Here is an 11536-nt window from a genome sequence, read left to right as displayed (position 1 = left end):
TAATCCCGGAATCCGACCCGTATTGATCGTAAATGATGCCGTCGTCTGTTCCGGGCGGCTAGCTGCGATTTACAGGCCCTTTATCCAGGCACGGATACCATCCAGGAACATCTGGGTGGCGATCATCACCAGCACCAGCCCCATCAGGCGTTCCAGCGCGTTAACGCCCTTTTCTCCCAGCAGACGCAGAAACAGCGAAGACTGCAATAGAATCAGCGCGGTACCGCCCCAGGCGACCAGCAGGGCGATCACCAGCTCGCTCATCTGGCCGGGATACTGGTGAGAGAGCAGCATCAGGGTGGCTAGTAGCGTCGGTCCCGCCAGCAGCGGAATCGCCAGCGGCACGATAAAAGGCTCCTCGCCAGCGGGCAGGCCGCTGGCATTCCCTTCCTGACCTGGGAAGATCATCCGAATCGCTATCAGGAACAGAATAATACCGCCGGAGATCGAAACCGTCTCCGCCCGCAGATTCAGAAAGCTCAGAATCCTTTCGCCCGCGAACAGGAAGACAAGCATCAGTAGTAATGCGATAAACAGCTCGCGAATCATAATCGCACGACGGCGCTTCGGCTCCGTGTGCTTCAGCACCGACATAAATATTGGCAGGTTGCCCAGCGGATCCATAATCAGGATTAGCAACACTGCTGCGGAGATAATTTCACTCATAGCGGGTTTTCTCTGGCGACGGTAGCCCTGACCTTATGATAAGCCGGGTTACTAATGGGGCCGCGATCATTGATTAATTTCACTTGCGACTTTGGCTGCATTTTGTATGGTGAATGACTGTACCAGTATCACCGCTGGGATGCACAACAGGCACATACCTCTCAGGAATTACTCATTATGAAAAATGTTGGTTTTATCGGCTGGCGTGGCATGGTCGGCTCCGTATTGATGCAGCGCATGCAGGAAGAGCGCGACTTCGACGCCATTCGCCCCGTCTTCTTCTCTACCTCTCAGACTGGCCAGGCGGCTCCCGCATTTGCCGGGAACGTCGGCAGTACGTTGCAGAACGCTTACGATCTGGAGGCACTGAAGGCGCTGGACATTATTGTGACCTGTCAGGGCGGCGATTATACCAACGAAATCTACCCTAAGCTGCGTGACAGCGGCTGGCAGGGGTACTGGATTGATGCAGCCTCATCGCTGCGCATGAAAGACGACGCCATTATTATTCTGGATCCGGTCAACCAGCAGGTTATCGACGCAGCCCTGAATAATGGTGTGAAAACCTTTGTGGGGGGTAACTGCACCGTTAGTCTGATGCTGATGTCACTGGGTGGTCTGTTTGCCAACGATCTGGTGGAGTGGGCTTCCGTGGCGACCTATCAGGCGGCGTCCGGCGGCGGGGCGCGCCATATGCGTGAACTGCTGACCCAGATGGGGCAGTTGCATGGTTACGTGGCGGAGGAACTGGCCGATCCGGCTTCCGCGATCCTCGATATCGAACGCAAGGTGACCGGTCTGACCCGTAGCGGCGAGCTGCCAGTTGATAACTTTGGCGTGCCGCTGGCAGGTAGCCTGATCCCGTGGATCGACAAGCAGCTGGAAAATGGCCAGAGCCGCGAAGAGTGGAAAGGGCAGGCGGAAACCAACAAGATTTTGGCCACAGATTCAGTGATTCCGGTAGATGGTCTGTGCGTGCGCGTCGGTGCCCTGCGCTGTCATAGCCAGGCGTTTACCCTGAAGCTAAAGAAAGATATCTCTATCGCCACTATCGAAGAGATGCTGGCTACCCACAATGACTGGGTGAAGGTGATTCCCAACGATCGCGAACTGTCGATGCGTGAACTGACCCCGGCGGCCGTGACCGGCACTCTGAATACGCCGGTTGGGCGTCTGCGTAAGCTGAATATGGGGCCAGAGTATCTCTCTGCCTTTACCGTTGGCGATCAGCTGCTATGGGGCGCCGCAGAGCCGCTGCGTCGTATGTTGCGCCAACTGGCCTGATAGTATACCGGTATCAGAAAAAGGGAGCCTTCGGCTCCCTTCTCTTTAAGATGTTGGCGTCGTTAGGACGCCAGCGATAACGCGGTCTTGCCGGGATGTTCCGCCAGCCACTGGGCCACCCGGGCCTGCTGTTCGTCGTTCAGCCACATGCCGAGTTTGGTGCGGCGCCAGATGGCGTCGTCCAGCTTGCGCACCCACTCGTGTTCCACCAGGTAGCGCAGTTCGGCTTCATAGAACTCGTGACCGAAATCCTCACCCAGATCGCTCAGTGAGTGGACATTCTCAAAAATCTTCTCGCTGTTGCTACCGTAGGTGTGGGCGTAGTGGCGCGCCAGGCTTTCGCTGAGCCAGCTATGGCGACGGCGCAGCTCTGCAGCATAGTCGTCGCGATTGCCCTGGAATTCACCACCGGGCAGAACGCCGGTTTTGGTCCAGGCCGGACCGATATTGCTGTAGTAGTGGGTCAGTTTTTCCATGGCGTGCTCAGCCAGCTTGCGGTAGGTGGTAAGCTTACCGCCGAACACTGACAGCAGCGGTGCTTTGCCGTGCTCGTCGTGGACGTCCAGGGTGTAGTCGCGGGTGATGGCCTGCGGCGAATCGGATTCGTCATCGCACAGCGGACGCACGCCGGAGTAGGTCCAGACAATATCGTTGCGGCTGAGCTGTTTTTTAAAGTGTGCGTTGTAGACCTTCAGCAGGTAATCGATTTCACCGTCATCGATCTTCACGTCCTGCGGATCGCCGTGATATTCCTGGTCCGTGGTTCCGATAATCGAAAACTCGTCCAGCCACGGAATCACAAACACAATACGCTTATCTTCGTTCTGCAGAATGTAGGACTGAGGCTGATTATGAGCGCGTGGCACCACGATGTGGCTACCTTTGATCAGGCGGATGCCGTAAGGCGAAGGCAGATGCAGCCCTTCGTCAAAGAAGGATTTCACCCAGGGGCCGGTAGCGTTGACCAGACCGCGCGCCTGCCAGCTGAAACGCTCGCCGGTATCGATATCCTCGGCTTCCACAATCCAGAGACCGTTTTCGCGGCGGGCCGAGGTGGCACGGGTACGGGTCAGCACTTCACCGCCTTTACGCACCACCATCTGGGCATTCGCCAGCACCAGACGGGCGTCATCCACCCAGCAGTCAGAATATTCGAAACCGCGCACGATTTCCGGCTTCAGGACCGAATCCGCGCCAAAACGCAAACCACAGGAACCCGGAAGGCTGGTGCGCTTACCCAGGTGATCGTACAGAAACAGTCCGGTGCGGATCATCCAGGCCGGGCGCAGGTGCGGACGGTGCGGCAGGCGGAAGCGCATCGGGAAGGCGATATGGGGGGCCAGCTTCAACAGTACTTCACGCTCGGCCAGCGCTTCGCTAACCAGGCGGAATTCATAATGTTCCAGGTAGCGCAGGCCACCGTGAATCAGTTTGGAACTGGCGGAAGAGGTGGCGCAAGCCAGATCCTGGGCCTCGAGCATCAGCACGGAGAGGCCGCGTCCGGCGGCGTCTGCCGCGATACCGGCACCGTTGATGCCGCCACCTATAACAATCAGATCTTTGGTTTCCATGCTGTCCTCATCACTTTCGTTATAGCTCAAAAATGTTCGTTATCGCTCATGATAGCAAAGAGAACGCGCTTTTGGTAACCAGGAAAAAACATTTTCGCGTGATATACATAACACAATGGCGTTTTAGCTATCCGGGAACGTAAACCTGGCGTTACCATTGGAGGCCGTGGCGCTGTGCTTTGTCGGGCGCCTGCCACCGGGTTTTCACCTGCGATAACAAGAGATATAGAGAGTTATATGGATCAGTTTGAAACAATCACGATTGAAGAGACGCACCAGAAACTGAAACAGGGCAGTGCGGTACTGGTGGATATTCGCGATCCGCAAAGTTTCGCCCTGGCTCACGTGCCGGACGCGTTTCACCTCACCAATGACACCCTGGTGTCTTTTATGCAGCAAACCGACTTCGAAACGCCGGTGATAGTGATGTGCTATCACGGCGTGAGTAGCCAGGGGGCGGCCCAGTATCTGCTGCAGCAGGGCTTCGAGCAGGTTTATAGCGTGGCGGGCGGTTTCGAGGCCTGGCATCGCCAGTTCCCCGAACAAGTCAGCCATGAGGCCGGTTAAAGGTCGGCGTTAGCGGGGGGACGGGGTATACTTCCCCCCTCTGTATGGATAATCCCGGCGAACGTCTATGTTAATGATTACCTCGTTCGACAACCCGCGCGTGGCGCAGGCGTTTGTCGATTATATGGCGACCCAGGGGGTCGTGCTCACCATCCAGCAGCATGCGCGCAGCGACGTCTGGCTGACGGATCCTCGTGAAGAGGGGCGGGTGCGCGAGGCGCTGGCCCACTTTCTGGAACATCCTGAAGATCCCCGTTATCTGGCCGCCAGCTGGCAGACCGGTCAGACCGGCACCGGGCTGCGTTACCAGCGCTATCCCTTTATGGAAACGCTGCGCCAGCGCGCCGGACCGCTGACTTTCCTGGTGGTCGCCGCCTGTATTGCCGTTTTTATCCTGATGCAGATCGTCGGAGATCAGAGGGTGATGTTATGGCTGGCCTGGCCGTTCGATCCGGCGCTCAAATACGAATTGTGGCGCTACTTTACCCATGCTCTGCTCCACTTCTCGTTACTGCATATCCTTTTTAACCTGATATGGTGGTGGTATCTGGGTGGGCCGGTGGAAAAACGGCTCGGTACCGGCAAACTGCTGGTGCTGACGTTGATCTCCGCCCTGCTGAGCGGTTTTATACAGCATAAGTTTAGCGGAGCCTGGTTTGGCGGCCTTTCCGGCGTGGTTTACGCGCTGATGGGCTATGTCTGGCTACGCGGCGAACGCGATCCCGATAGCGGGATTCAGCTACCGCGCGGGCTGATCGCCTTTGCGCTGATCTGGTTGATTGCGGGGTGGTTCGATCTGTTCGGGCTCTCCATCGCCAACGGTGCCCACGTGACCGGGCTGCTGGTGGGGCTGGCGATGGCGCTGGTGGACACCCTGCATGCGCGTAAACGAACGTAATCAGGAGTAGAAATGTGAAGCAAACACAACGTCATGACGCGATTATTGAGCTGGTTAAGCAGCAGGGATACGTCAGCACCGAGGAACTGGTGGCGCAGTTTTCCGTCAGTCCTCAGACTATCCGTCGCGATCTGAACGACCTGGCCGAGCAGAATATGATTATGCGCCATCACGGCGGTGCGGCGCTGCCCTCCAGCTCGGTCAATACCCCCTGGCATGACCGTAAGGCGACTCAGACCGCTGAAAAGGAGCGCATTGCCCATAGGGTGGCGAGCGAGATTCCCAATGGGGCGACGCTGTTTATCGATATCGGCACCACGCCGGAAGCGGTGGCCCACGCGCTGCTCGATCACCAGGATTTGCGGGTTGTGACTAATAATCTGAATGTGGCGACCACGCTGATGGCGAAAGAGGATTTTCGCATTATCCTCGCCGGTGGCGAGCTGCGCAGTCGTGACGGCGGCATAATCGGCGAGGCGACTCTGGATTTCATCTCTCAATTCCGGCTCGATTATGGCATCCTGGGCATTAGTGGGGTGGACGGCGACGGTTCGTTGCTGGAGTTCGACTACCACGAAGTGCGCACTAAACGCGCCATTATCGACAACTCACGCCACGTGATGCTGGTGGTGGATCACTCCAAGTTCGGTCGTAATGCGATGGTGAATCTGGGCAGTATCAGTCTGGTGGATGCAGTCTATACCGACGTGATGCCGCCAGCGGGGGTAATGCAGGTGATAAGCGCCCATAATGTGCAACTGGAACTGTGTTAATTCGGGCGTGACGTCCCTCTCCCCATTGGGGAGAGGGAAAAGGACTTAGTAGTATGAGTGCTCGCCGCGCTGATGTTCAGTGAGATCGCGCACCCCTTTCAGTTCAGGGAACTCATTCAGCAGTTGCTTCTCGATACCCTCTTTCAGAGTGATATCGACCATTGAGCAGCCGTTACAGCCACCGCCAAATTGCAGAATGGCGTAACCGTCATCGGTGATTTCCATCAGCGATACCCGACCGCCGTGGCCCGCCAGTTGCGGGTTAACCTGAGACTGAATCATATACTCCACGCGCTCGATCAGCGGCGCATCGTCAGACACTTTACGCATTTTGGCATTCGGCGCCTTCAGTGTGAGCTGGGAACCCAACTGATCGGTCACGAAGTCAATTTCTGCATCTTCCAGGAACGGTGCGCTTAATTCATCGACATAAGCGGTCAGCTGTTCGAATTTCAGTTCGGTATCCGTCGCCTCTACGGCATCCGGCGGACAGTAGGAGACGCCGCATTCCGCATTCGGGGTACCCGGGTTGATGACGAATACGCGAATCTGGGTCCCTTCCTCTTGATTGGCCAGCAGTTTGGCGAAGTGTGCTTGTGCAGCATCGGAAATACGGATCATAGCATTGGCCTGATAGTTGACTGGTTTACTCGGTTATAATACGCCCATCCGGGAGGGGCTACAAGGTGCGGCACAGGCACCATACCTGGGTGGCCGCGGCGCCATGGCGCGCCAGCAGTCTGGCGATTTCGCCGACGGTACTCCCGGTGGTGATCACATCGTCCACAATAGCGATATGGCGCCCGGCGACCGGGAATTCAAGCTGAAAGGCGTTTTTCAGGTTGGCTGCCCGCCGTCTGGCGTTGAGATGGTGCTGTAGCGGCGCGGCCCGCAGACGGCGCAGCGCTGCCGGCGGGTGATCGCATCCCAGCCAGCGAGCGAGCGGTTCTGCCAGTAGCGCGCTTTGGTTAAATCCACGTCGCCACTGGCGGCGCAGGGCCAGAGGGACGCTAACGATCAAGTCCGGGAGCGGTAACGCCCGATCGCGGCGGGCGGCCAGAATGTTCAGCAACATCAGGCGAGCCAGCGGTGACGCCAGCGCCACGCCGCCGCTGAATTTGAACTGGTGCACCAGCGTGCTGAGCGGACGCTGGTAATCACCCACGGCCACCATATGTTGCCAGGGAGGCGGTTTAGCCACACAGCGCCCGCAGAGCGAGGGGCTGGTACGGGCAGGCAGGCCGCAGCACGGACAGCGATGACGCGGTCGAATCAGAACGCGGGTACAGCAACTGCACAGCCCGTGAGACGCGAGCGTCAGGGGCATCTGGCATAGCCAACAGCGGGTCGGGATTGATAGCATACGTACCTCCTTCACGATGATGAGACCATAACCGATGAGTAAGCTCTGGTGGCAGACCCTGGGTACGGGGAAAGAGCATCTTGTGCTGTTGCACGGATGGGGACTGAATGCGGAGGTGTGGCGTTGCATCAGCGATCGGCTGGCCTCGCAATTTACTCTGCATCTGGTGGATCTGCCGGGATATGGCCGCAGCCAGGATTATGGGCCGATGACGCTGGCGGCGATGGCGGAAGAGGTGATGCGTCACGCGCCGCCGCGGGCCTTGTGGTTAGGCTGGAGTCTGGGCGGGCTGGTCGCGAGCCAGGCGGCGCTAACGCAGCCGGAGCGGGTAAGCGGGTTGATTAGCGTGGCTTCTTCGCCCTGTTTTGCCGCCAGGGAGGCATGGCCGGGCATTAAGCCGGAGGTGCTGTCAGGCTTTCAGCAGCAACTAAGCGAAGATTTTCGTCGTACCGTCGAGCGCTTTCTGGCGCTGCAAACGCTGGGGACTGAAACCGCGCGTCAGGATGCCCGCCGCCTGAAAGAGGTGGTGCTTAACCAGCCGATGCCGACGGTGGAAGTGTTGAATGGCGGGCTGGAGATCCTTAAGCAGGAAGATCTGCGCGAGCCGATGGTCGACCTGACGCTGCCTTTCCTGCGGATTTACGGCTCTCTGGACGGTCTGGTACCGCGCAAGGTGGCGCCGCTGTTGGATGAGCACTGGCCTCGCAGCGAATCGCTGGTGCTGCCGAAAGCGGCCCATGCGCCTTTTATCTCTCATCCCGAGGCGTTTTGTCAGGCGGTGGAAGACTTCTGCAGGAAAATTTCCGCAGGATAACGTGCATATTTTATCGTTTACGCCTTAACGTGAAGCGGCGGGATCTGCACTATCTCCGGAGTGGTATTGTCCATGTCTATAAGAGTGAATGCCGCTTCGAGCATTTTCGGTACATCCTGCTTAACCATATCAATATTTCGGTTGAGGAGCGTCACGAAGGGATCCCAGTCGAAGCATCCCAACGGCGGTAGTGGCTGTGCGGTTGTTCTGTTCCTGGATAGCTCTCTTAGCACGCCTTCCAGTGAAATCGTGGAGTTAACGAATAGTCCGTTAAGTTGATTTTCTGGTCCGGAACAGAAGTCGGCAAGGGCGGTTTCTGCCTTTTCTGATGCATATCCACAGGGCAACAGACAGGCGTCTGGCACGACCACGCGATAGTCGGAGTGCGCATCAAGGAATCCGCGCAGCCGCTCCCGGGTGTTGTAGTCTGACCCGCGACCGCCGATGAACACCAGGGGCAATGCGCTTCCTTTGTGGCGCATCACATTGTCCAGAATGCGGCTGGTCAACGCTTTGGCCCCGGCGTAGTTATCGGAGATGACTGATGGTGCCAGGGTTCCCGGCAGGTCCAGATTCAGAGAACGTACACCTGCCTGAACACAGAGCTGGGTGATTTTGTCGGGCTGCGTGGCTCCGGTGGCGATGACCCAATCCACCTGCCAGGAGAGCATATTTCGTGCGGCTTCCAGCTCCAGATCGGGATCTCTGCTGGTACAGGTCACAAAGGGAAACAGGCCGCGTGCGCGCGCCATGGCCTCAAACTTTTCCACAATTGCGCCAAAATAACGGTTGTCATATTTGGGAACGATCATACCAATGACGCCAGACTTGCGGCTGCGTAGTAGACTGGCCTGTCGGTTGACTGTGTATCCCTGCTGTTCGGCAATACGCATAACCTGTTCGGCTCGTCCGGGGCTGATGCGGCGCTTTTTCCATGAGCCATTAAGGATTGCACTGACGGCACTGGCCGATATTCCCGTCAGTTGCGCCAGATCGTAAATCGTGGTCTTCCTGTTTTTTTTGATGTCAGTCACAGGTTAACTTCTCCGCTTTATATTTCGCTTGTTACTACTATTTAGAGTTGCTAGATCTGCTTCATCGATTGAGCTGGTTGTGAATTAGCCAATAGCCATCATCGGAGGAGTATAAAATGAGCAACTCTGTTACCGCCATGAATCACCCCCTCCAGGGGAAAGTAGCCGCTATCACCGGCGCCGCATCGGGTATCGGGCTTGCCTGTGCCCAGGCCCTGCACAGCGCTGGCGCCACGGTAATACTAATCGACCGTGATGCCGCCAGTCTGCAAAAAAGCGTTACTGAAATGGGTGAAAATGCCTTCGCATTGCAAATTGACCTGATGAAGCCTGAACAGGTCGATGGCCTGCTGGAGGGGATCCTGAAGCTGGCTGGTCGACTGGATATTTTCCATGCTAACGCTGGTGCCTATGTGGGCGGCCCTGCGGCCGAGGGGGATCCGGATGTTTGGGATCGGGTTTTGAATCTGAATATTAATGCGGCCTTCCGTTGTGTACGTGCCGTCCTGCCTCATCTGATTGAGCAGAAATCCGGCGATATTCTGTTCACCAGTTCTATTGCTGGTATTGTGCCTGTGATTTGGGAACCCATTTATACCGCCTCTAAATTTGCCGTTCAGGCCTTTGTGCACACCACGCGTCGACAGGTGGCGCAGCATGGGGTGCGGGTCGGTGCTGTACTTCCCGGGCCAGTGGTAACCGCACTGTTGGATGACTGGCCGAAGGCTAAGCTGGAAGAGGCATTAGACAGCGGTAGTCTGATGCAGCCAACAGATGTGGCTGATGCTGTGCTGTTTATGGTTACACGGCCAAAACATGTCACCATTCGCGATCTGGTCATCCTGCCAAATAACGTTGACCTCTGACCTTCTCCCTCTTTCCGGATAATGCATGATGAACTGTGATAAAGCTGTTATTGGCGTGGATGTTGGTTCAGGAAGCGCACGAGCGGGTGTATTTGATGCTGACGGCAATCTGCTGGCACACGCATCGCGAAAAATAACCCTTTACCGTGATAGCGGCGATCGGGCGGAACAGTCCAGCCGGGAGATTTGGCTGGCGGTTTGCCACTGCGTCCGGGAGGCGGTAGTTACCTCCGGCGTATCGCCATTAGCGATTGCGGGGATGGGGTTTGACGCAACCTGTTCCCTGGTTGTGCTGGGAGCAGGGGGAGAGCCGCTGCCGGTGGGTGAGAGTGAAGATCCTGAACGCAATATTATTGTCTGGATGGATCATCGGGCGACGGCTCAGGCCGAACGTATTAATGCCACACAACATCCGGTGCTTCGCTATGTCGGAGGGCGTATCTCACCGGAAATGGAAACGCCCAAGCTAGCCTGGCTGAAAGAGCAGCGCCCTGAAATATATAACGGCGCCTGGCAATTTTTTGATCTGGCCGATTTTCTGACGTGGCGCGCTACCGGGGATCTCGCTCGTTCCGTTTGCACCGTCACCTGTAAATGGACCTACCTTGCGCATGAGCAACGTTGGGATCCGGATTATTTCCGCGCCATTGGTCTGCACGATCTGGCGGATGACGATTTTGCGCGTATCGGCCAGCGTATTGTCGAACCAGGCACACCTTGCGGGCAGGGATTAACAGAGGAAGCCGCAACCGCGATGGGGCTACCGGTGGGTACACCGGTTGCGGCTGGTCTGATTGATGCGCATGCGGGCGGTATTGGCACCGTGGGGGTGAGTGGGGGAGCCACTCGCAGCCTTGGATACGTCTTTGGCACCTCATCCTGCACCATGACCTCAACCCGTGAGCCGGTATTCGTGCCGGGCGTCTGGGGGCCTTACTATTCGGCAATGGTCCCGGGGTTGTGGCTGAACGAGGGGGGACAAAGTGCCGCTGGCGCAGCGATAGACCGATTGCTGGCACTCCATCCCGCAGCCCTGGAGGCCAGAGAACGGGCGAAACTTACCGGTGTTTCTCTGCCTGTCTGGCTAGCGGACAGAGCGCTGGAAGCCGTATCCGATGCTTCATACGCTGTCGAGCTGGCGAACGGTTTACATATCGTGCCGGAATTTCTGGGAAATCGGGCGCCGTTTGCCGATCCAGACGCGCGTGCCGTTATTGTTGGACTGGGTATGGAGCAGGATCTAAAAAGCCTGATATCACTCTATATCGCAGGGATCTGCGGTATCGGTTACGGTCTGCGACAGATACTCGGCGTTCAGAGTGAGCGGGGCATCAAAACGGAAAATATCGTCATCAGCGGAGGCGCCGGGCAGCACCCACTGGTGCGGCAACTGCTGGCGGATGCCTGTGGCTTACCAGTACTTTCTACCCGCTCTCAGGAGCCTGTGTTACTGGGAGCCGCTATTCTTGGCACAGTGGCTGGTGGATTAGCACCCAGTGTGGGTGATGCCATGGCGAACATGGTTGTGGCTGATACTCGCTATGAACCTTCCAGCGATGTATCAGAACTGCATGTTCGGCGCTATGAGGCATGGATACTGCTGCAGCAAACGGCAAAAGCTATTCGTCAGGCTTAAGCCACATCATAGGCAGGAAGTACGACAGCGCTCCGGTATGTTCTGAAATGCGGGTGCTCGTCTC

The 11536-nt window shown here is 57.1% G+C and carries 12 protein-coding genes; 7 read left to right on the top strand and 5 right to left on the bottom strand.

The genetic code is table 11. The annotated features are described in order from the left end of the window. Positions 1-69: 69 nt before the first annotated feature. On the bottom strand, positions 70-666 hold the full coding sequence (locus SCU88_RS23280) for a YhgN family NAAT transporter (protein WP_138094593.1): 597 nt from the start codon (positions 664-666) through the stop codon (positions 70-72). A 177-nt stretch (positions 667-843) separates the two neighbouring features. On the opposite strand from SCU88_RS23280, the gene asd reads away from it, so the two are divergent. Next, positions 844-1950: an aspartate-semialdehyde dehydrogenase gene (gene asd / locus SCU88_RS23275; RefSeq protein WP_138094591.1), complete on the top strand. Its 1107-nt coding sequence runs from the start codon at positions 844-846 to the stop codon at positions 1948-1950. A gap of 62 nt (positions 1951-2012) precedes the next feature. Here the strand turns inward: asd and glpD are convergent, their stop codons facing one another. Continuing rightward, positions 2013-3521 carry a glycerol-3-phosphate dehydrogenase gene (gene glpD, locus SCU88_RS23270; RefSeq protein WP_175340023.1) on the bottom strand — a complete coding sequence of 503 codons (1509 nt, stop codon included), beginning with the start codon at positions 3519-3521 and terminating at the stop codon, positions 2013-2015. A 237-nt stretch (positions 3522-3758) separates the two neighbouring features. Between glpD and glpE the strand changes: the two genes are divergently transcribed. The 3 genes from glpE (at position 3759) to SCU88_RS23255 (ending at position 5759) form a co-directional block, all read left to right on the top strand. Further along, positions 3759-4088: a thiosulfate sulfurtransferase GlpE gene (gene glpE, locus SCU88_RS23265; RefSeq protein ID WP_138094587.1), complete on the top strand. Its 330-nt coding sequence runs from the start codon at positions 3759-3761 to the stop codon at positions 4086-4088. Positions 4089-4155: 67 nt separating this feature from the next. Then, the gene (gene glpG, locus SCU88_RS23260) at positions 4156-4986 is read left to right on the top strand and encodes a rhomboid family intramembrane serine protease GlpG (protein ID WP_138094585.1); all 831 of its coding nucleotides are present in this window, start codon (positions 4156-4158) and stop codon (positions 4984-4986) included. A 14-nt stretch (positions 4987-5000) separates the two neighbouring features. Beyond that, positions 5001-5759, top strand: coding sequence for a DeoR/GlpR family transcriptional regulator (locus SCU88_RS23255; RefSeq protein ID WP_138094583.1), 759 nt, complete (start codon positions 5001-5003; stop codon positions 5757-5759). A 45-nt stretch (positions 5760-5804) separates the two neighbouring features. Here SCU88_RS23255 and nfuA read toward each other — a convergent pair whose 3' ends face one another. Beyond that, positions 5805-6380, bottom strand: a complete 576-nt coding sequence (nfuA, locus tag SCU88_RS23250; protein WP_138094581.1) for a Fe-S biogenesis protein NfuA — start codon at positions 6378-6380, stop codon at positions 5805-5807. Positions 6381-6438: 58 nt separating this feature from the next. Continuing rightward, a complete protein-coding gene (gene gntX, locus SCU88_RS23245) occupies positions 6439-7122 on the bottom strand; it encodes a DNA utilization protein GntX (protein ID WP_138094579.1) in 684 nt (227 codons plus the stop codon). Positions 7123-7156: 34 nt separating this feature from the next. Between gntX and bioH the strand changes: the two genes are divergently transcribed. Continuing rightward, entirely contained in the window at positions 7157-7936 is a 780-nt protein-coding gene (gene bioH, locus SCU88_RS23240; protein ID WP_138094577.1) for a pimeloyl-ACP methyl ester esterase BioH, read from the top strand. A gap of 17 nt (positions 7937-7953) precedes the next feature. On the opposite strand, the gene SCU88_RS23235 is transcribed toward bioH, so the two are convergent. Next, entirely contained in the window at positions 7954-8970 is a 1017-nt protein-coding gene (locus SCU88_RS23235) for a LacI family DNA-binding transcriptional regulator (protein ID WP_175340022.1), read from the bottom strand. 116 nt (positions 8971-9086) lie between these two features. On the opposite strand from SCU88_RS23235, the gene SCU88_RS23230 reads away from it, so the two are divergent. Together SCU88_RS23230 and SCU88_RS23225 are read left to right on the top strand one after the other, a co-directional pair. Beyond that, complete coding sequence (locus tag SCU88_RS23230) at positions 9087-9836, top strand: SDR family oxidoreductase (protein WP_168198756.1); 750 nt, start codon at positions 9087-9089, stop codon at positions 9834-9836. Positions 9837-9864: 28 nt separating this feature from the next. Beyond that, complete coding sequence (locus SCU88_RS23225; protein ID WP_431810188.1) at positions 9865-11472, top strand: FGGY-family carbohydrate kinase; 1608 nt, start codon at positions 9865-9867, stop codon at positions 11470-11472. Positions 11473-11536: the final 64 nt, after the last annotated feature.

It is taken from the genome of Jejuibacter sp. L23 (genome assembly GCF_050815825.1).
Classification (GTDB): Bacteria; Pseudomonadota; Gammaproteobacteria; order Enterobacterales; family Enterobacteriaceae; genus Jejubacter; species Jejubacter calystegiae.
The sequence above is the reverse complement of the archived record's forward strand: the minus strand, read 5'-3'. Positions and strand labels throughout refer to the sequence as shown.

Bases quoted from the DNA above. Each gene is read 5' to 3' on its own strand.
- glpG (WP_138094585.1), top strand. From the start codon at position 4,156: ATGTTAATGATTACCTCGTTCGACAACCCGCGCGTGGCGCAGGCGTTT.
- bioH (WP_138094577.1), top strand. From the start codon at position 7,157: ATGAGTAAGCTCTGGTGGCAGACCCTGGGTACGGGGAAAGAGCATCTT.
- SCU88_RS23230 (WP_168198756.1), top strand. From the start codon at position 9,087: ATGAGCAACTCTGTTACCGCCATGAATCACCCCCTCCAGGGGAAAGTA.
- nfuA (WP_138094581.1), bottom strand. From the start codon at position 6,380: ATGATCCGTATTTCCGATGCTGCACAAGCACACTTCGCCAAACTGCTG.
- SCU88_RS23280 (WP_138094593.1), bottom strand. From the start codon at position 666: ATGAGTGAAATTATCTCCGCAGCAGTGTTGCTAATCCTGATTATGGAT.
- glpE (WP_138094587.1), top strand. From the start codon at position 3,759: ATGGATCAGTTTGAAACAATCACGATTGAAGAGACGCACCAGAAACTG.
- SCU88_RS23225 (WP_431810188.1), top strand. From the start codon at position 9,865: ATGAACTGTGATAAAGCTGTTATTGGCGTGGATGTTGGTTCAGGAAGC.
- gntX (WP_138094579.1), bottom strand. From the start codon at position 7,122: ATGCTATCAATCCCGACCCGCTGTTGGCTATGCCAGATGCCCCTGACG.
- glpD (WP_175340023.1), bottom strand. From the start codon at position 3,521: ATGGAAACCAAAGATCTGATTGTTATAGGTGGCGGCATCAACGGTGCC.
- asd (WP_138094591.1), top strand. From the start codon at position 844: ATGAAAAATGTTGGTTTTATCGGCTGGCGTGGCATGGTCGGCTCCGTA.